This is a genomic window from Bacillus sp. RC51 (assembly GCF_044908115.1).
GTDB lineage: Bacteria > Bacillota > Bacilli > Bacillales > Bacillaceae_G > Bacillus_A > Bacillus_A mycoides.
Genome location: NZ_JBIYCW010000001.1, coordinates 348,453 through 365,884, shown reverse-complemented (window position 1 = coordinate 365,884; position 17,432 = coordinate 348,453). Strand labels below are relative to the sequence as shown.

Here is a 17,432-nt window from a genome sequence, read left to right as displayed (position 1 = left end):
AGAAGGAATTTGTAATGGAAACGATTGTACAAAAATTTGGCGGTACTTCTGTCGGAAGCGTCGAACGCATTCAACATGTAGCAAATTTAATTATTGAAGAATATGAACGAGGACATAGTATTGTCTCTGTCGTTTCAGCAATGGGAAAAAGTACGGATAAACTTGTAGCACTTGCTAACGCTATTACTGAGAATCCAAGTAAACGTGAAATGGATATGCTCCTATCTACAGGAGAACAAGTAACTATTTCATTATTAACAATAGCACTACAAACAAAAGGTTATAACGCAATTTCATTAACAGGATGGCAAGCTGGTATTACGACAGAATCTGTACATAGTAGTGCACGGATTACTGACATTAACACCACTCGTATTCAGTCTTACCTTACTGCAGGCACGATTGTTATAGTAGCTGGTTTCCAAGGAATAAGTGAAGAAAATGAAATTACCACACTTGGCCGCGGTGGCTCCGATACGACTGCTGTCGCATTAGCTGCTGCACTAAAAGCAAAAAAATGTGATATTTATACGGATGTGACCGGCGTATATACGACTGATCCACGAGTTGTACAAGATGCTTATAAATTAGATGAAATTTCTTATGACGAAATGTTAGAGCTTGCCAACCTCGGTGCTGGCGTATTACACCCACGCGCTGTTGAATTTGCTAAAAATCATAATGTAATTTTAGAAGTTCGCTCAAGTATGGAACAAGAAAACGGAACAATTGTAAGGGGAGAATGTAACATGGAACAACAATCAATCGTTAAAGGTATTGCATTTGAGGATAATATTACACGTGTCACAATTAAAGGGTTAGAACAAGGTGCACTTTCAACAGTTTTCTCTACATTAGCAGCAGCACATATTAATGTAGATATTATTATTCAAAGTATTACAAATGAAGGAACTGTTCACCTCTCCTTCTCAATCCATTCTAATGATTTAAGAGAAACATTAGAAGTATTGGAACAAAATCAAGAAGCACTTCACTATGAATCTGTAGAACATGAAAATCATTTAGCAAAAGTATCAATTGTAGGATCTGGTATGGTATCTAACCCAGGAGTTGCTGCGAATATGTTCACTACTTTAAAAGAAGAAGATATTCATATTAAAATGGTAAGTACATCAGAAATTAAAGTATCTGTCGTTATTGACCGTCTTCATTTAGTAACGGGTGTTGAAGCACTTCATCAATCATTTATGGCGAAAATTGAACCTTTAGTGCAGATGAGTTAATTTCCACCGGTAAAACTTTAAAAAATATATGAATCTATTTCCTTCCTATATAAATAGAAACAGGGTAGGACTGTTTTGTGGGAAAGTCGAAGTTATTCTATCGAATAGCAATTACAGTATCAAATTCTTGAAATGATAGCATTCACGAAATAAAGTTCTCGCATATTTCAATAGTAAAGGGTTTACGAAGTGTTATTCGTTAACAAGATTTTATATACTATGCCCGAAAACACCTTGTCACATTTTCCTACACTGTGACAAGATGTTTTTTGTTTAGAAGAGATTTTAGTATAATTATAAGGATAATTAAATAATAAATTTATACATAAAAGGAGATAAAAACTATGGCAAACAACCGATTACTACGAATGGACAATGTCAGCATCGTTGTAGAATCACTTGATGACGCAATCTCTTTCTTCGAGGAGATTGGCTTGAATCTCGAAGGGCGAGCTACTGTTGAAGGTGAATGGGCTGGTCGCGTAACCGGATTGGGTACTCAGTGCGTGGAGATTGCTATGATGGTTACGCCAGATGGCCACAGCCGAATTGAACTTTCGCGATTTCTCACCCCACCTACTATAGCAGACCATCGGACAGCTCCTGTAAACGCCCTCGGTTATTTGCGCGTCATGTTCACCGTCGAAGACATTGACGAAATGGTATCGAGACTGACTAAGCATGGTGCTCAGCTCGTTGGTGAAGTAGTTCAGTATGAGAACTCGTATCGACTCTGCTACATTCGTGGAACCGAAGGAATTTTAATCGGTTTAGCGGAAGAACTCGGTAATAAATAAGTAATGTTTTATTAGAAGTCTTTACTGAAGTAAAAATATTTGAAAGAACTTTACGCTTAATAAAACTTAAATTTTGAACCCCGTCCTAGCTTTAGAACGGGGCTATACTCGTTTGAGCTTTTAAAATTAAATAACTTTATTATCATTTTACACATAGATTTCAAGACTCTATACAAACAGCTTTTTAACATATTACCTATATATAAAAACCGCTATAAAACAATTAAATTATTCGCAATACCTTTTCCTAGGAAATATAACGGACTCTTCTCACTTCTTATCATATATATCTTTCCCTTTAAATAACGAGCGAAATTCATTCAAAATAACTTTCTTCACGTCGGAATAAAAGACCATCATGAATAGCGCAGCTCCTAATAAAATCTCTTGAATTCCTTCGTAATCAATGAAAGCACTCATAATTAGCAAACCAAACCAAATCCAATATAAAAACCAAACTCATTCTCTTTCTCAAAATCCTCATCTTCATCAATATGTATTTTCTCTTTAAAGCTTTGGTTTCCTTTTATTAATTCATCTAGCGTGACATTATACATTTCGCTAAGCAAAATTAAATTATCAATATCCGGACAGCTTTTATCATGTTCCCACTTATACACAGCTTGCCTTGTCACACCAATTTTCTTAGCAACATCTTCTTGTGAAAACCCTTTTGACTCTCGTAATCTTTTAAGTTGTTGTCCTAAGCTCATAACGTCCCCTCCTTTAACAAATTATTACATAAAAGGATCCAAAAAAGAAAGAAACCATTAGTAAAACCCACTGTAAACCACTCGTTTACACTATAAAAAAGAGAGAATAACTCTTTGAGCTATCCTCTCACTTCTATTAAAACAAATGAATGTTTTCTTTCTTGCAAGCTTCACGTAAATCATCAGGCCATACAGAAGATTGAACTTCACCGATATGTGCTTTACGTAAGAAGTACATACACATTCTTGATTGTCCAATACCACCACCAATTGTTAATGGTAGTACGTCTTCTAAAATACCTTTATGGAAATCATACTCACGTTTGAAGTCTTCACCAGTTTTCGTTAATTGCTCATCAAGTGCTTTACTATCAACACGAATTCCCATTGATGATAATTCGAACGAAGCTTGTAGTACTGGGTGCCAGAATAAAATGTCACCGTTTAATTTCCAATCATCATAATCGGATGCGCGTCCATCGTGCTTTTCACCTGAACGGAGTGCATCACCAATTCCAATAATAAAGACTGCACCGTGTTCTTTCGCAATTGCATGTTCACGATCTTTCGGTGTTAATTCTGGATATTTATCTTCCAGTTCTTGAGAAGTAATGAAAACAATTTCTTCTGGTAAATACTTTCCAAGGAACGGATACTTTTCAAATAAGTGATCTTCCAATTCTTTGAATATTCCATAAATTGTTTGTACTGTTTTTTGTAAGTAATCGACAGTACGCCATTCTTTTTGAACGATTTTTTCCCAATCCCATTGGTCAACATAAATGGAATGTGTTGCATCAAGTTCTTCATCACGACGAATCGCGTTCATGTTTGTATATAAACCTTCACCAGCTTCATATCCGTATTCATGTAATGCGAATCTTTTCCACTTCGCTAGTGAATGCACAATTTCTAATTCTTCTCCTGAATGTAACATATCAAATTCAATTGGACGTTCTACACCGTTTAAGTGATCGTTTAATCCTGATTTTTTCGTTACGAATAATGGTGCAGATACGCGGAATAGTTCAAGACGTTTTGCTAATTGATCCTCGAAAAATGTTTTAACTTCCTTAATTGCGATTTGAGTCTCTCTTACTGTCATTAATGATTGATACATGGTGGTTTCCTCCTAAAATGTTTGGATGTTGTGAAAAGAAGCCAACAAAAAAAGCCCTTCTTTCCCAAAAAACTGGGACGAAAGACTTTGGTTCCGCGGTACCACCCAAATTAGCAACAGAGGTTGCTCACTTATACAGTACGGAGATCAAAAAATCTCGATACTGCTCTTCTTGTAACGGCGAAGTTCCCGGCTAAGTCTACTTTCCTATAAAGGATTTCGGTTAGCGACTCCAGGAGGTTCTTCATAATAGGCTTCGTATCAGGCTCACACCGTCCCTGACTCGCTTAAACTACATCCTACTACTACTCGTCCTTTCATAGTCGTTTTATTGTCACATCTCTGAAACATTTTATTAATGATTATTCTATACAAAAAATAGATAAAGTCAACAAAAAGTTTTAAAAAATTTTTCAATTCTTTATTTTATGCCTTTACCGATTGTTCTTAATATAACATTTTTATTTCCTTTGTCTCTTCAATCCAAAAAACATTTCACTAATTGAAACTAACATATATACAACAACTAGTGTGATTGTTCGAAATATAGAATCCGCAGTATTTCTTATTATTTTCATTTTCTTTATAATTCCTTTCAGTTTACTTGCAATTTCATGATATACTATAGCATTCAAGCAGTTTGTTTTTATTTAAAGCAAGCATAGTCATTTATCGATAGTATTTTTCTAAAACATTGGCTATTATCAAATCAGATTTTTTATATAACGGAGTGATCATATGAGTAAAACGAAAGCAAAACCGAAAAAAGGTGTAGGACAAGGTACAGGAAGTAAAGGATGGAACCGTTGGCAATCAAGTGCGAAAAAGAAAGCTGCAAAACCATACAAAAGTAAAGGTACAAAGAAATAAAATAAATAGTGGGAGATGAACAACTCCCACTGATTAAAGTTTCACTTTATCTCTTTACTTTGTACAAAACAAAATATAATTATTACAACAAAAAAGCTATGCTTTCATCTCTATGAAAGCATAGCTTTTTCCATATTAAATCATAAGAATATCGCGGATTTCTTCCTCCGTAATAGAAGATAACTTCTCTTCTCCTGGCTCGATAATTTCAGCGATTAAATTTTTCTTACTCTCTTGTAACTCGTGTATTTTTTCTTCAATTGTTCCATGTGCTACTAACTTAATCACTTGCACTGTATTTTTTTGTCCCATTCGATACGCTCTATCCGCAGCTTGTTGTTCAACAGCTGGATTCCACCACAAGTCGTACAATATAACTGTATCTGCACCTGTTAAATTTAGTCCTGTTCCACCAGCTTTTAACGAAATAAGAAATAGATCCCCTTCTCCTTCGTTAAACCGATTGCATAGCTCTACACGTTCTTGCGCTGGTGTACTCCCGTCTAAATAAAAGTATGGAACTGCTTGACGATTTAATTCACGTCCGATTATCGAAAGCATCTTCGTAAATTGGGAAAAGATAAGAATTCTCTTCCCTGTACTTCTGCATTCCTCCAAAATTTCTAGCAACTGATCAAATTTAGCTGAACTACCTTTATAGTCATCAACAAACAAAGCAGGATGACAACAAATTTGCCGTAGTCTCGTTAAACCAGCTAAAACCCGAATTTTATTTTTACGTAACGTATCTTTATCCAAATGTTTTAACGTTTCTTCTCTTAACTTTGCTAAATAAGCTGCGTAAAGCCTCTTTTGATCTGGTAAAAGTTCTGATGATTGTAAGTGCTCAATTTTTTCTGGGAGTTCATGTAATACATCGCCCTTTAACCTTCTTAACACGAAAGGTTTTACCCGCTTCGCAATATCTTCACGTCTTAAATCACCGAACTCTTTTCTTCCCGGTAATAATTCTGGGAAGACGACGTGGAAGATAGACCATAGCTCTTCTAATGAATTCTCTACAGGTGTTCCCGTTAATCCAAAACGGTACTCTGCTTGAATCGTTTTTACTGCCTTCGCAGTTTGCGTCGTATGATTTTTAAACGCTTGTGCTTCATCAAGAAATAACGTATGAAATGGCTGCGCATATAACCTTATATCTCTTCTCAGTAAAGGATATGACGTAATTACTACATCAAATTTCGTTATATCTTTTAAAATTTTTCGGCGCTCTGCTTGATTTCCATCGGCAATAACTGCTCTAATATGTGGAGCGAATTTTTTTAACTCGCTAAGCCAGTTGTAAACGAGGGACGACGGAGAAACAACTAATATAGGCAGTTTCTTCTCTCGAATTTCCGGCAAAACAGAGTCTATAAAAGCAATACTTTGCAACGTTTTCCCCAGTCCCATATCATCAGCTAAAATGCCGCCAAAACGATAATAGGCAAGTGTTTTCATCCACTGAAATCCGTATGTTTGATACTCTCTCATTATCGCATCTAAGCCACTTGGCACCGCAAACTTCAGCTTTTTAGGGTTTTGAATGTTCTCTACCAATTCTTGAACAGACTCATCTAAACTTAATACGTTTCCTTCTTGCAGTGAATTCATCCATTTCACACTACGAATAAGAGGGACATCTATTTCTTCGCCCTTTAAAAATTCTTTTCGAATACTAGATTCTTTTATAAACTGATTAATATCATTAAACTCTTTACTCTCAAGTGATAGTAGAGCACCACTTGCTAAACGATAATATTTCCGTTTCTCCTCAAGAGCGACTAATACCCCTTTAATTTCTGCCTCTGGAATACCTTTTATATCAAAGCGGAATGATAACCAATCAATTCTCTCTTTCCTTCTAACTCTTATAAGAGGAGCTGTGTCTCCCTTATGAATTCGTAATTTGATGGCTGACGTCGCATAAATATCAACTAAACCTTTTAACGTTGGAACAGCATGATATAAAAAGTTATACTCAGCTTCTTCATTATGCATAAAATAACCGCCTTCCGTTTTCGCGAAGGCACTTTCACTCATAATGTCTAAAATCTCTTTTTCCTTTTTCTCATCACGATTAAAAACAGATGGCTGCCCATCCTCTTCTAACGGATTAATCACGACATTTCCATAATGAAATTCGAGACCTGCTAACAAGCGATTTTTCACTCGATCTAAATACAATTTTGCTTTTAGCGAAGGCGTTTCAACACGATCTGATATTACTTCATCAATTCGCACAGTACCAAGCTTCATTAACCCTGGTACAACTTTTGCTACAAAGTGTTCCATCTTATCTGCTGGAATATACAATTGGTTACTACTAGAACGATTCATCATTTTTTGTAATTCGATAAGCCGCTTACAATCCTCAGCGTTCAACTGATACAGTTTCCCTCCAAATAGAGCATAACTATACGTATCCATTACTTCTACTTGTTGTAAGCCGTCAATATAAAGTGTAAACCCACCGTTACTCCCTTTATTAAACTCAAAATGTAAAGGAAGTAGCCCTTTTGAAATTTGTAAACCGTGAAAAGATTTTCCATCTTGATTAAGTCCCACAAACTCAACTTTAGAAAGTAAAGAAAGCATATCCTTCCATGAAGCTGGCGGTATTAAAATCATACTATCATCTTGTTTTGCATGTACTTCCAGTGTATCCTCATACATTTTTTCATTATGATAAATTTTAATGAGCTGCTGAATAATCGCATCCGTTTCTTGCTTAAAGCTATGTACATCCGGTGTATATGTAAATTCATTCGAACAATTATAGGACTCTCTTTTCTCCACATTGGAAAGAAATTCTCTAATATGATTTACAAAATACATCTTGGCGAGTTTAAACTGAATACCTAGCAGTGCCCCACCATTTTTCGTAACTACTGGCGTACATATAAATTCAACATGAAGTATTTCACGTGTATCAAAACGGTGTTGTTTACTTTTTGGTCTTAATGGTTTTTCTGCAAATAAATGAAACATCCCGCTTGTTAATTGTTCATTTCCGCTACTAATAGTCACCATTCCACCGGTTTGCTGATTATAATTTATTTGTATCAATACTGCCGCAACATGTTGACAGTATGTTTGAAAAGACGCTAACGAAGGACAACTACATTTCGCAACAACATCACCTTTTTTAGCTTTTTCTACTGTAACATGAAAATCTTCGTTCCCTTTTACCGTCGCTTCGCAAATTTCTTTATTTTCATCATAATGATTTATTATTACTTTATTTGATTTATAATAAGCTTCGCCTCTTTTATATGAGGTTTCTCCGCATACTTCTTTAATAATCGATTTATTTAATGTAAAACCCATTGTTTTGACACTTCCTTACTTTAAAACCAGTTTCTCTTAACTAACATTTTACATGCTCCAAGAGAAAATATAAAATGTAGATTTAATAAAAAAAGATGCTTGTATATAAGCACCTTTTTTCACTCTATCTCCATCAACCGTTTCGCCTCAAAATACAACACTTGAATAAATTTCTTCGTATTAATTCGTATATGGCCAGAAGTTGCTACTTCATCCTTTGTCATTTCTGTCATTCGTTTTCTAACTACAGTGAAATCAAAAAATTTTGGAGCATAGCTTTCAAATTTCGGATTTGAAAAGTCTGTTAATCCAAGGGAAGCTAAGTGATTTAACGATTGATAAATCGCTCTACGTACCCTTTGTTCAGATGCTTTTCTCTCCTTATCTATATCTGCATCTGAAGCTATATTCTCTAATTTTCTTATAGTTATATGGTGAAAGATATCTTTTAGCGCAGGAAATCCAAATTCAAACGTTTGCTCTTTTTCTTGTCCATATAAATATTCCAACATACTAAGTAAATCTTTACTTCCATTCTCTCCCGCAATACCGAGTTCTGATAATAAATAGCGCCCTGAATCTGCTATTCTTTTTCCTTCCTGCATTGGCTCATTTCGAACTTGCGGCTGTTCCCACTTAAAAACGTTATTCAATGATTTTTGAATATCATGTATAGAGCGCTCTAAACGAATACGTTCCATTACTTTACGTACAACAGATACAACCTCAATTTTATTTAATGGTTTTGTAATATAATATTCAACACCAAGTGTATACGCCTCACCAATAAGCTGTTTCGATTCAACTTGAGAAATCATAATGATTTTCCCTGTAAAGGAGGACGCAATATGGCGAACTGTTTCAATCCCATCTCGCATTGGCATTAATAAATCAATAAATAAAATATCTACTTTTTTAAAATTTAGTTGATCTGCTTCAATAAAAGCTCCATCTTCCGACTCTCCAATTACTTCCCCAAGATCGCCATCTTCAATAATTTGTGAAAGCATGGAGCGGAAAACTTCATCATCATCTACGATATAATAAAACAACTTCATTCTCCTTCCCGCTTTAAACTGCACTCCGGTAAACAAACGATAAACTTACACCCTCCGCCAGTTTCTCGGTCTTCTAATCTCACTTCTCCACCTAGCTCTGTTACCATTTCGTTTATGTAAGAAAGTCCAATACCTGTTGAAGGTGTTCCCGCTTGATCATACTTTGAAGTAAATCCTGGCTTAAATACTAATTTCTTATACTTCTGTGCAATACCAGGACCATCGTCAATTACTTCAAAGAATATATGTTTATCTCGTTTATATAGCTTAATAATAATGAGACCTCTACCCTCAATTGCTTCAACTGCATTTGCAACTAAATTATTAAAAATTGATAAGACCGTGTACACATGATATTCTGCATGCTCACCTTCTATATGTTTAGAAAAACGTATATCTTTTCCCAACATTTCAGCGTACTTCTCATTTATTCTCACAATCATTTCCGCAAGCTCATGTCCTTCTACATACTCAGCCACACTTTTATCTAATAACAGTTTAGATAACCCTGCAAAAATTCTTTGATTATCCTTTTTTATTTCATGTACTTCTCCCGCTATTTTCAATGCTGTTTTACTACTCGAATCATCGTTCGCTTGTAAATTCCGATATAATTGATACGCTGTTTGTGTAATTAACTCCGCATTTTGTAACGTTTTTTTCAAATGAACAGATTCCACATATAAGTTAGAAAGATGCAGCAACATTTTTTCATTTTCTTTTCGCACTTGTGATTCTTTTAATTTTGTTTCATACAAGTTCATCATATTTAAAAAACCAAGCGCAAAGAAACTACGAAAAATAGCAATAATAATTAGTTTATTCACTTCAGAAACTGTTATCGTTGTCCCCAGCACTAACATATGATAAAACGCAAGTTCAGACATACTTGCGATAATTTCAATTGTAATTCCAAGACATCCTATCACAATTGGCTTCTGATGAAACTTATTCACCCTACAAAGCGAAAAAAGACTTCCATAAATAAAATAATAAAAGAACACAGGATAACGCAAATAAAATGATTCTGTCATATGGAATGAACCTTGCAATACCCAGTCAAGACATACACGAAATAAGACTACAGATATACCTACAAGAATACCTGCAGCTGCTGCTGGCACTCTTCTTAAAAATAGTAATAAAAAGAAGAAAAGTGGTGTCCCGAAACTAACACGAAACATATCATTAAAAGGATGAAAATTCAACTCTCCAGCAATCGGAACAACAACCATTAATATAATTAAAAGATACATATCTTTCTTCCATAATTGATTCCAATTCAAAGGTGCCACTTCCTATGCTTTTTTTCAATTGTAAAAGTGAAAGCCCGCTTATAATTATAAACGGGCTTTATTTCTATATTCTAACCTTTTCTACCGCTTTTATTTGGCGATACTCCGGTTCCCATATTGCTTCTTTTACTGCAATCTTAATATCGTCATCACTTAAGTTCTCTCTAGCAACACCTTCTGCAACTGCAACTTTTGCTACTTCAATCGCAACCAGTTCAGAGATATTACGTAACTCTTCAACTTCTGGCAAAATAGGCGCTCCTGGCTGACTTGTATCTACCATACTTGCAACTGCTTCTGCTGCTGCTGCGAACATTCCATCCGTCATGACGCTTGCACGAACAACAATTGTACCAAGACCTAGTCCTGGGAAAATAAGTGCGTTATTTGACTGTCCAATCACATACGTTACACCGTTATATGTAACCGGTTCAAACGGACTTCCTGTTGCAACTAATGCTTTTCCTTCTGTCCACTCGATTAAATCTGCTGGTTTCGCTTCAGCAAGTGGCGTTGGATTCGACATTGGTAAAATGATTGGTCTTTCTACATGAGAAGCCATTTCTTTAATAATTTCCTCTTTAAATGCGCCCGCAACAGTAGATGTACCAATTAAAATTGTCGGTTTTACATGTTTCACAACTTCAGCAAGTCCGATAGCATCATTTTGTTTCCAATCACTTACTTCATCTTCTTTTCTTGCATATGGAATTTGGAAATCAAGAAGATCTTCCATATTATCTGTAACCAACCCATTACGGTCAATACACCAGAAACGATTATGTGATTCTTCGTCTGATAAGCCGACACGAACCATTGCATCTCTTACTTGATCTGCGATACCGATTCCAGCCGTACCAGCACCAAACACAACTACACGGTGTTCACTTAACGGTACACCAGAAGCTTTTACTGCCGATAATACAGCAGCAAGTGAAACTGCCCCTGTACCTTGAATATCATCATTAAACGTACAAACGTCATGACGATATTTATCTAAAATTTTTCGTGCATTACGAGAACTGAAGTCTTCCCAATGTAGAAGTGCTTTCGGGAATTGTTTATTTACCGCTTGAACAAACGTATCAATAAATTTATCGTAAGCTTCACCTGTTATACGAGGGTGACGATTTCCAATATAAAATGGATTGTTTAATAATTCCTCACGATTTGTACCTACATCTAAAATTACCGGTAATACACGGCTAGGATCGATTCCAACTGCGGCCGTATATACAGCCAATTTCCCGATTGCGATGTTAATTCCACCAACACCCCAATCACCAATTCCTAATATACCTTCTCCATCCGTTACAACGACTAAATCAATGTTTTCAGCTGTTGCACCGATATTTGCAAATGCATCTTCAATACCTGATGGATCGTTAATTGATAAATAAATGCCACGTGGTTTACGGTATTCATGACTATATCTTTGAATTGCTACACCTACAGTTGGTGTATATACAATCGGTAACATTTCACGTAAATGCTCTGTTAAAATACGATAAAATAACACTTCATTTCGATCATGTAACGCTGTTAAGTATACATTCTTTAATAAATCATCCGGCTGAGAACTAAATTGTTCATATGCTCGGCGTGCTTGTTCTTCTAACGTTAAAACCGCTGGCGGTAATAACCCTTTTAAACCTAACTCTTCTCTTTCCTCTTGTGTGAAAGCTACCCCTTTATTTAAAAGTGGTGTTGATAATACTTCTGCTCCTCTTAATGTTGTTTCTAATGCACCATTAGAAGCCACTGTAAACTTACTCATAACATCCCTACCTCTATTCATATATAGCATTTCTATATTGTAAACAAAAAAGAGGGGATTGTCCCCCTCTTCTTTTAATTTTTCTTTAAAAGAGTTGCTCCTGCAATCCCTGGGTGTGTCATTTCGAATGGATCTAGAATTAACTCTAATTCTGCTTGTGACAATACACCATTTTTCACACATAGTTCTCGAACGGATTGCCCTGTCGCAATTGCTTCTTTCGCAACACGAGCTGCTGCTTCATAGCCGATATGAGGATTCACGGCTGTAATAATTCCTACACTCTTCTCAACGTACTCTTTTAAGCGATCTTCATTCGCTTCAATTCCTTTTAAGCAATTATCTGTAAAGGCACGGAAACCGTTATTCATAATGCTAATAGATTGAAGTAAGTTGAAAACAAGTACTGGTTCCATAACATTTAATTCTAATTGTCCTGCTTCTGAAGCAAGGCAAATTGTATGGTCGTTACCAATTACTTGGAACGCAATTTGATTAATTACTTCTGGCATAACAGGGTTTACTTTCCCTGGCATAATAGATGAACCTGGTTGACGAGCTGGTAGCATAATTTCCGCTAATCCAACGCGTGGACCTGATGCCATTAGACGAAGGTCGTTCGCAATTTTAGACATGTTCATCATACATACTTTAAGTGCTGCAGATACTTCAGTGTACGCATCCGTATTTTGAGTTGCATCTACTAAATCTTCTGCACCAACAAGTGGTAGTTCACTAATTGTAGCTAAATGTTTTACAACTGCTTCAATATATTCTGGATCTGCATTTAAGCCTGTACCAACTGCAGTTGCTCCCATATTTACTTCATATAAATGTTGACGTGATTGCTTGATACGTTTCATGTCACGTTCAAGTACGCGGGAGTATGCTTTAAATTCTTGTCCAAGACGAATTGGCACAGCATCTTGTAAATGTGTACGACCCATTTTAATAACATGATCGAACTGTTCTGCTTTTAATTCAAATACATCATGCATATAACCCATTGTTTGTAATAAGCCTTCTAATGCATTTAATGTTGCAATATGAATCGCTGTTGGGAATGCATCGTTTGTTGATTGTGCCATATTTACATGACTGTTTGGACTAATATAATCATAGTCTCCCTTTTCCATTCCTAATAATTCAAGAGCACGATTGGCAATGACTTCATTTGCGTTCATATTCATTGAAGTTCCTGCACCACCTTGAATTGGATCAACGATGAAATGATCATGCCATTTCCCCTCAAGGATTTCTTGTGATGCTTCTGCGATAGCACCACCCTTTTTCAATTCCAATCTTCCTACATCTGCATTAGCAAGTGCTGCCGCTTTTTTTACAATTGCTAACGCTTTAATTAAACCTTCATGGACTTTGTATCCTGTAATTGGGAAATTCTCTACTGCACGCATTGTTTGTACACCGTAGTACGCATAATTTGGTACTTCTTTTTCACCTAAAAAATCTTTTTCAATTCGTACTCCATTTTTAACTTCAGTTAATGTTGCCATGATTACTCACTCCTTAACAATCTCTTACGCTGCTTTTGTTTGTTTGACCGTTTCTACATATTGTTTTGCTTTCTCATCATCGAATTCGCCTTCCCACTTCGACATAACAATGGCAGCTAATGCATTTCCTAATACATTGACAGCTGAACGAATCATATCTAAAATGCGGTCAATTCCCGCAATTAATGCGATGCCTTCTAGCGGTAAGCCCATTGATCCTAACGTCGCTAATACAACAACGAATGATGCACCCGGAACTCCCGCCATACCTTTGGATGTTAACATGAGAACGAATAATAGCGTTATTTGCTCCGTCAGTGACATGTGTACACCGTACATTTGTGCAACAAACAATGCCGCTAACGCTTGATAAATAGCTGATCCAGTCAAGTTAAATGTATAACCTGTCGGAATTACGAAAGAGGCAACTGCCTTTGGACAACCGAACTCTTCCATTTTTCTCATTATATTAGGTAAAACAGCTTCTGAACTTGCTGTCGTAAATGAAAGAATAAGTTCTTCTTTTAAAATTTTCATTAATGTAAAAATATTTACTCCAACCATTCGCGCATTAATACCTAATACAATCACAACGAATAGTATAACAGTTACGTATACAGCTAGCACTAGTTTTCCTAAAGGAAGTAGTGTTGCTACACCAAATTTTGCAACCGTAACAGCAATTAATGCGAATACACCAAATGGTGCGAATTTCATCACTTGATTTGTAACCCAGAACATCGCTTCGAGCACACCTTCAAAAAAGTTAAAAACAGGCTTTCCTTTTTCTCCGATTGCTGCAACTCCTAAACCGAATAGTACTGAGAAGAATATAATTGGTAATAAGTCACCTTGTGTAATAGACTCAAATATATTTTTCGGTACAATATGAACAATCGTTTCTGCAAAGCCTTTCTTCTCTGTTGCATCTGCTGTTTGTTTATAAGAAGAAATATCACTTTGCTGTAAATTACTCATATCAACGCCAGTACCTGGTTGGAATATATTTGCTGCAAGTAATCCCATTAAAATAGCAATCGTCGTAATAATTTCGAAATAAAGAATTGTCTTACCACCCAGTTTCCCAAGCTTTTTCATATCGCCTACACCAGCTACCGCAACAATTAATGCTGAAATAACAATTGGTACTACAATCATCTTAATTAAGTGAATAAATATATCCCCAATTGGTGTGATATAAGAAATCGCCGTTTTATTGCCATAAAAGACTGCCCCTACTACAATCCCTAAAACAAGCGCGACAAAAATTTGTGTTGCCAATCCGAATTTTTTCATTTATGTTCATCCCCTTCATGCGAACGCTTTCAATTTGAATTTATAAAAGCTACTCACACATCATATAAGCGAACCTACAAAATCATACAAAAACCTACAAGTTCGTCACAAATAATTCAAATTTATTTCTTATAATATTCATTGACACTTTTTATATAAAAAAGAAATAAAATAACCTTGATAAAACATCAGATTATTTCGTATAATCTAAAAGATATACGTATTCTAAATAAATGGGGATGAAAAGGAGTGGATGTTATGAAAAATCACGCGAAGAAGTTCATCATATCTATTTCTTTTCTATTTCATTTTCTTACGAAGGAACAAAGGCATTCGCCTTTGTTCCTTTTTTATTGCAATCTATATAGGGGGAATTATTATGAAACCATATAAACGCGTCTTAATTAAACTAAGTGGCGGCGCACTTGCTGATCAATCTGGAAATAGCTTTAACTCCAAACGATTAGAACATATCGCAAACGAAATAATATCCATTATTGACCTAGATATCGAAGTATCCATTGTCATCGGCGGCGGTAACATTTTCAGAGGTCATCTAGCTGAAGAATGGGGAATTGATCGTGTAGAAGCTGATAATATCGGTACGCTAGGTACGATTATTAACAGCTTAATGCTTCGCGGCGTTTTAACAAGTAAAACAGATAGAGAAGTACGCGTTATGACTTCCATCCCTTTTAATGCAGTAGCTGAACCATATATTCGCCTACGTGCAGTACATCATTTAGATAACGGTTATGTTGTCATATTCGGTGGTGGTAACGGGCAACCATTCGTTACAACAGATTACCCAAGTGTACAAAGAGCCATTGAAATGAATAGCGACGCCATTTTAGTCGCAAAACAAGGAGTAGACGGTGTCTTTACAAGTGATCCGAAACATAACAAATCAGCGAAAATGTACAGTAAACTGAACTATAACGATATTGTTAGGCAAAACATACAAGTAATGGATCAAGCAGCTTTATTGCTTGCTCGAGATTATAATTTACCGGCACACGTCTTTAACTTTGATGAGCCTGGCGTTATGAAAAGAATTTGTTTAGGTGAACATGTTGGGACGTTGATTAATGATGATGTTTCGATGCTTGTGCATGAAAAATAGTATTTTTCATTAACAAAGGGTGCCTTTTATAGACACCCTTTGTTCGTTAATCGTCACAAATAAAAATCAACCCATCCAACTACTTTCTCCTTACAACGCTCCCAGAAAGATAAGTTGTCAAAAAATGTTTCTGTCATCTCTTTCGAATCACCAATGTCTTGCGTTAACGCCTCATTCACTTGCGCTATGATAGGTCCACCATGAATATACAAATTCATCTCATCATTAATATAGAAGCTACGTGCAGTAAAGTTTGTAGTACCGATAACAGTTAGTTCATTATCAATCAGCATTAACTTTCCATGAAACATCCCTTTTTTATAACCGTATACAGTAATCCCATTATTAACAGCTTGACGTATGTATGGATATGCCGCCTCTTTAATGAGAGGAATATCTGGTTTATATGACCAAAGTATTTTTACTGTAACGCCACGTTTTTGCGCCGCGATTAAAGCGTTCATTAATTTTTTATTTTTCGCTATAAAATAAGGTGTTGTAATTACAATTGAATGTTTCGCTTGTTTTATTAACCTTATATATTTTTCAGCGACATGATGTCCATTGTAGCTAACCATCGTATGTAATGTATTCCCTTTACTCGCTTTATTCGTACTTCTTTTTATATGTTCTTTCGTATCTCGTTTCCAATCTAAAGCGAATTGCTCTTCCAAATCTTTTGCTCCTTCTCCTCTAAGCCGCACATGATAGTCACGCCAATATCCAAATCGCTTATCTTTCCCTAAGTACTCATCCCCCATATTAAAGCCACCCGTATAGCCAATCTCCCCATCAATCGTCGTAATACGACGATGATTACGATGGTGAAGTGAATAAAATCCGAATGGCAATTCAGGTTTTCTACTATATGTAAAATGTACACCACTTTCCCGCAATTCATTTTTCATCTTTCTTTCAAATGATAAATCATTAATGCGATCAACTGATAAATAGACGTTTACTCCTTCTTTCGCCTTCTCCTTTAATAAGTTTAAAAAAGTATGGCTACTTTTATCATCCGATAAAATATAAAAATAAGTGTAAATAGATTGCTTTGCTTCACTTATATCAGTAAATAACTGTTTATAAAACGACTTCCCTTCTACATATAATTGAAAGTCACTATAATGAGGTGCATACTCTGTCGGCATATTTTTCCCGGCTTCCATTTTCCTTCCGAGCGTAACGTCAATATGCATCCAAATTAAAATAACAACGAAAATAGCAATAATAATAGAAGTGACTCGCAATATTTTTTTAATCATTTTGATTTCCTTCCACTCATATTACTTACT

General features: G+C 35.7%; 12 protein-coding genes, 1 pseudogene and 1 other annotated feature. Of the genes and pseudogenes, 4 read left to right on the top strand and 9 right to left on the bottom strand.

Translation table 11 applies throughout. The annotated features are described in order from the left end of the window. The first annotated feature begins 14 nt into the window (after positions 1 to 14). Together ABH959_RS01930 and ABH959_RS01925 are read left to right on the top strand one after the other, a co-directional pair. On the top strand, positions 15 to 1,244 hold the full coding sequence (locus tag ABH959_RS01930; protein WP_113938088.1) for an aspartate kinase: 1,230 nt from the start codon (positions 15 to 17) through the stop codon (positions 1,242 to 1,244). Positions 1,245 to 1,588: 344 nt separating this feature from the next. Continuing rightward, the gene (locus tag ABH959_RS01925) at positions 1,589 to 2,041 is read left to right on the top strand and encodes a VOC family protein (RefSeq protein WP_113938087.1); all 453 of its coding nucleotides are present in this window, start codon (positions 1,589 to 1,591) and stop codon (positions 2,039 to 2,041) included. 270 nt (positions 2,042 to 2,311) lie between these two features. Here ABH959_RS01925 and ABH959_RS01920 read toward each other — a convergent pair. Then, positions 2,312 to 2,754, bottom strand: a pseudogene (locus tag ABH959_RS01920) (helix-turn-helix domain-containing protein). 136 nt (positions 2,755 to 2,890) lie between these two features. Further along, a complete protein-coding gene (gene asnA / locus ABH959_RS01915) occupies positions 2,891 to 3,874 on the bottom strand; it encodes an aspartate--ammonia ligase (protein WP_016104478.1) in 984 nt (327 codons plus the stop codon). Between the two features lie 70 nt (positions 3,875 to 3,944). Next, positions 3,945 to 4,204 (bottom strand) — a binding site (T-box leader). Positions 4,205 to 4,612: 408 nt separating this feature from the next. Here asnA and ABH959_RS01910 point away from each other — a divergent pair. Continuing rightward, positions 4,613 to 4,744: a DUF3934 family protein gene (locus tag ABH959_RS01910; protein ID WP_000047589.1), complete on the top strand. Its 132-nt coding sequence runs from the start codon at positions 4,613 to 4,615 to the stop codon at positions 4,742 to 4,744. A 135-nt stretch (positions 4,745 to 4,879) separates the two neighbouring features. Here ABH959_RS01910 and ABH959_RS01905 read toward each other — a convergent pair whose 3' ends face one another. From ABH959_RS01905 to ABH959_RS01880, 6 genes are all read right to left on the bottom strand, one after another. Then, the gene (locus ABH959_RS01905) at positions 4,880 to 8,074 is read right to left on the bottom strand and encodes an SNF2 helicase associated domain-containing protein (protein ID WP_404492213.1); all 3,195 of its coding nucleotides are present in this window, start codon (positions 8,072 to 8,074) and stop codon (positions 4,880 to 4,882) included. 119 nt (positions 8,075 to 8,193) lie between these two features. Continuing rightward, the gene (locus ABH959_RS01900; RefSeq protein ID WP_002135525.1) at positions 8,194 to 9,126 is read right to left on the bottom strand and encodes a response regulator; all 933 of its coding nucleotides are present in this window, start codon (positions 9,124 to 9,126) and stop codon (positions 8,194 to 8,196) included. Positions 9,127 to 9,128: 2 nt separating this feature from the next. Beyond that, complete coding sequence (locus ABH959_RS01895; RefSeq protein ID WP_181777955.1) at positions 9,129 to 10,427, bottom strand: ATP-binding protein; 1,299 nt, start codon at positions 10,425 to 10,427, stop codon at positions 9,129 to 9,131. A 64-nt stretch (positions 10,428 to 10,491) separates the two neighbouring features. Beyond that, positions 10,492 to 12,204, bottom strand: a complete 1,713-nt coding sequence (gene malS / locus ABH959_RS01890; protein ID WP_113938146.1) for an oxaloacetate-decarboxylating malate dehydrogenase — start codon at positions 12,202 to 12,204, stop codon at positions 10,492 to 10,494. A 74-nt stretch (positions 12,205 to 12,278) separates the two neighbouring features. Next, positions 12,279 to 13,718 carry an aspartate ammonia-lyase gene (gene aspA, locus ABH959_RS01885; protein ID WP_002200956.1) on the bottom strand — a complete coding sequence of 480 codons (1,440 nt, stop codon included), beginning with the start codon at positions 13,716 to 13,718 and terminating at the stop codon, positions 12,279 to 12,281. 24 nt (positions 13,719 to 13,742) lie between these two features. Further along, positions 13,743 to 15,014 carry a cation:dicarboxylate symporter family transporter gene (locus ABH959_RS01880; RefSeq protein WP_002086365.1) on the bottom strand — a complete coding sequence of 424 codons (1,272 nt, stop codon included), beginning with the start codon at positions 15,012 to 15,014 and terminating at the stop codon, positions 13,743 to 13,745. Positions 15,015 to 15,393: 379 nt separating this feature from the next. Between ABH959_RS01880 and pyrH the strand changes: the two genes are divergently transcribed. Beyond that, positions 15,394 to 16,137, top strand: coding sequence for a UMP kinase (gene pyrH / locus ABH959_RS01875; RefSeq protein ID WP_002012233.1), 744 nt, complete (start codon positions 15,394 to 15,396; stop codon positions 16,135 to 16,137). A 53-nt stretch (positions 16,138 to 16,190) separates the two neighbouring features. Here pyrH and cls read toward each other — a convergent pair whose 3' ends face one another. Beyond that, positions 16,191 to 17,402: a cardiolipin synthase gene (cls, locus tag ABH959_RS01870; RefSeq protein WP_404492212.1), complete on the bottom strand. Its 1,212-nt coding sequence runs from the start codon at positions 17,400 to 17,402 to the stop codon at positions 16,191 to 16,193. Between the last annotated feature and the right edge of the window lie 30 nt (positions 17,403 to 17,432).

Coding starts and splice junctions, on each gene's coding strand:
- ABH959_RS01930 (WP_113938088.1), top strand. CDS start 15: ATGGAAACGATTGTACAAAAATTTGGCGGTACTTCTGTCGGAAGCGTC.
- ABH959_RS01925 (WP_113938087.1), top strand. CDS start 1,589: ATGGCAAACAACCGATTACTACGAATGGACAATGTCAGCATCGTTGTA.
- asnA (WP_016104478.1), bottom strand. CDS start 3,874: ATGTATCAATCATTAATGACAGTAAGAGAGACTCAAATCGCAATTAAG.
- ABH959_RS01910 (WP_000047589.1), top strand. CDS start 4,613: ATGAGTAAAACGAAAGCAAAACCGAAAAAAGGTGTAGGACAAGGTACA.
- ABH959_RS01905 (WP_404492213.1), bottom strand. CDS start 8,074: ATGGGTTTTACATTAAATAAATCGATTATTAAAGAAGTATGCGGAGAA.
- malS (WP_113938146.1), bottom strand. CDS start 12,204: ATGAGTAAGTTTACAGTGGCTTCTAATGGTGCATTAGAAACAACATTA.
- aspA (WP_002200956.1), bottom strand. CDS start 13,718: ATGGCAACATTAACTGAAGTTAAAAATGGAGTACGAATTGAAAAAGAT.
- ABH959_RS01880 (WP_002086365.1), bottom strand. CDS start 15,014: ATGAAAAAATTCGGATTGGCAACACAAATTTTTGTCGCGCTTGTTTTA.
- pyrH (WP_002012233.1), top strand. CDS start 15,394: ATGAAACCATATAAACGCGTCTTAATTAAACTAAGTGGCGGCGCACTT.
- cls (WP_404492212.1), bottom strand. CDS start 17,402: ATGATTAAAAAAATATTGCGAGTCACTTCTATTATTATTGCTATTTTC.